General features: G+C 30.0%; 2 protein-coding genes. One reads left to right on the forward strand and one right to left on the reverse strand.

Annotation, left to right across the window (positions count from 1 at the left end; all coding sequences use genetic code 11):
• The first annotated feature begins 287 nt into the window (after positions 1-287).
• On the forward strand, positions 288-971 hold the full coding sequence (locus M3600_RS28255; protein ID WP_251648541.1) for a VOC family protein: 684 nt from the start codon (positions 288-290) through the stop codon (positions 969-971).
• A gap of 87 nt (positions 972-1,058) precedes the next feature.
• On the opposite strand, the gene M3600_RS28260 is transcribed toward M3600_RS28255, so the two are convergent.
• A complete protein-coding gene (locus tag M3600_RS28260) occupies positions 1,059-1,709 on the reverse strand; it encodes a Type 1 glutamine amidotransferase-like domain-containing protein (RefSeq protein WP_251648543.1) in 651 nt (216 codons plus the stop codon).
• Positions 1,710-2,009: the final 300 nt, after the last annotated feature.

The raw sequence follows: 2,009 nt of genomic DNA on the forward strand, positions 1-2,009 counted from the left end.
TGTCTACGCTTAAAGACTAAAGTTACCCTCAGTCCTCCAAGACTCGCTACGAGCGAATGGCTAGTTCTTACTCGGCGGGAATCCCACCCGCTATATGATACGACCTAGGCTCGGCCGCACAACTGCCGTGTTTCCTCCATAAGCTGAAATCTCTCTTATAGGAATGATGCCGAAATTGTGACATAAAAATAAAGTGACCTACTTAAAATAACATGAGTATCTTGAATTGTTATAATATTCCACAGTATGTTATCCTGGTTCTATTAAAGAAAGAAAGGATATTAATAATGAAAATAAAATCATTAAGAATAACTTCAAATAAATTATTAGAAACAAAAATATTTTATACTAAAACGCTTGGTTTTACTTTGATTGATGAGGACGAGCATAGTTTCCAAATAAAGACGGGCACAAGCAAATTAACGTTTACTAGTCTGAATTCTAATAATGATCCTTTTTATCATTTCGCATTTAATATTCCGGCTAATAAATACAGTGAAGCAAAACAATGGACTAAGGACAGAGTAAAATTATTAATAGAAAATGGAGAAGATGAAAGAGATTTCTCCCATTTACCTGCCCATGCTTTTTATTTCTACGACCCTTCAGGTAATATTGTTGAATTTATTGCTAGATATGGGATTAATCAAGATAGTGAGCATACATTTACTCCAGATAGTATCCTTAACATTTCTGAAATTGGTCTAATTGTTGAAGATGCAGTGAACATTGGTAATAACATGATTAAAAACGAGATTTACGAACGTGATAATAAATCCATTAGTGATAAATATTTAAATTTTATGGGGATAAAAAGTAAAGGGATATTCGTTATATTAGCGCAACCAGGTAGAAAATGGCTTTTTTCCGAAAAATATTCTGCTATTTTTCCACTTGAGATTGTATTAGACAATAATAAAGTATTAAAAGTTAATGAATATAAAGAATTTACTATTGAGAATCCTTGTTAAAGGAAGATAGATTTATTAATTTTTCTGCCAAATATAGCAACATAAAAAAGCCTTCCCTTTAAGGAAAGCACCTGTTAGTTGAACAACTTAATTTACGATTTGCCTAACAGTGTTCTCGTATTTAAAGCATTTACCAAAAATTTTAATTTTATCATCGACTATCATAATAAATGAGTTATCATAAAGTCCGTAAATTGTAGCGTACTGAGATGCTTCTTTAATATCTTTTATATGCTCTTCATTCGCAGCATTTAAATGTGGTTCGATATTAATATCAACAATTCCAATGCCATCATAAATAGATAATGCTGGAATATTATCATCTATATCCTTAGCCAGTACAACTTTTTTAGCCATATTTATTGAACCTGCACTCATCCCAATAGTTATACCTTCTCTACTTTGTAAAAATGGAATTAGTTTATATTCTTTTAAATATGCAATCTGTTTGAGTGTATCTCCTCCTGAAAGCCAAATAATATCAGCATTCTCTATACATTGCTTTGCCTTCTTTTCGGTTATTCGATCATCAATGACTTGAAATTCATTAAATAAAATACCTTTATTTCTAAACATATTCAAAATTTCTTCTGTATATCTATCTGTTTTAGAATGTCCTGAAAAATCAGATGCAATAAAAAGAAACGACCCACTATTATAATAATATTGCCTTAAACATTTTACAAAATCATCTGTAAACCCATTCGAAAAACCACTAGTTAATATTGATACCTTCATTTTTCTCCTCTATTCTTTGGTCAATGTTCCACTCAATATTCAGTATGAGTATCTTTACTATCTTCATCAAAAAAATAAATAAAAAATCACTTTATTTTACATATACGTCTTAATTATAATTTAGTTTCTAATAAATTTCACGCATGATTTGTGAACATAATCACTTACACTACCCTCCCTCAATAAACAAACACTTATCTCTTAAATACGCAGTTTTTCTCCATATTGCTATCTAACTTGTTTAACTTTATAGATTTGGTTATTGTGAAAAGATCATAAATAAGCATCTTATAAAGAAAA

The sequence above is a fragment of the Niallia sp. MER 6 genome (assembly GCF_023714395.1).
Lineage (GTDB): Bacteria > Bacillota > Bacilli > Bacillales > Cytobacillaceae > Niallia.

What these genes read in the sequence shown, in the direction of transcription:
- M3600_RS28255 (WP_251648541.1), top strand. Translation starts at nt 288, where the DNA reads ATGAAAATAAAATCATTAAGAATAACTTCAAATAAATTATTAGAAACA.
- M3600_RS28260 (WP_251648543.1), bottom strand. Translation starts at nt 1,709, where the DNA reads ATGAAGGTATCAATATTAACTAGTGGTTTTTCGAATGGGTTTACAGAT.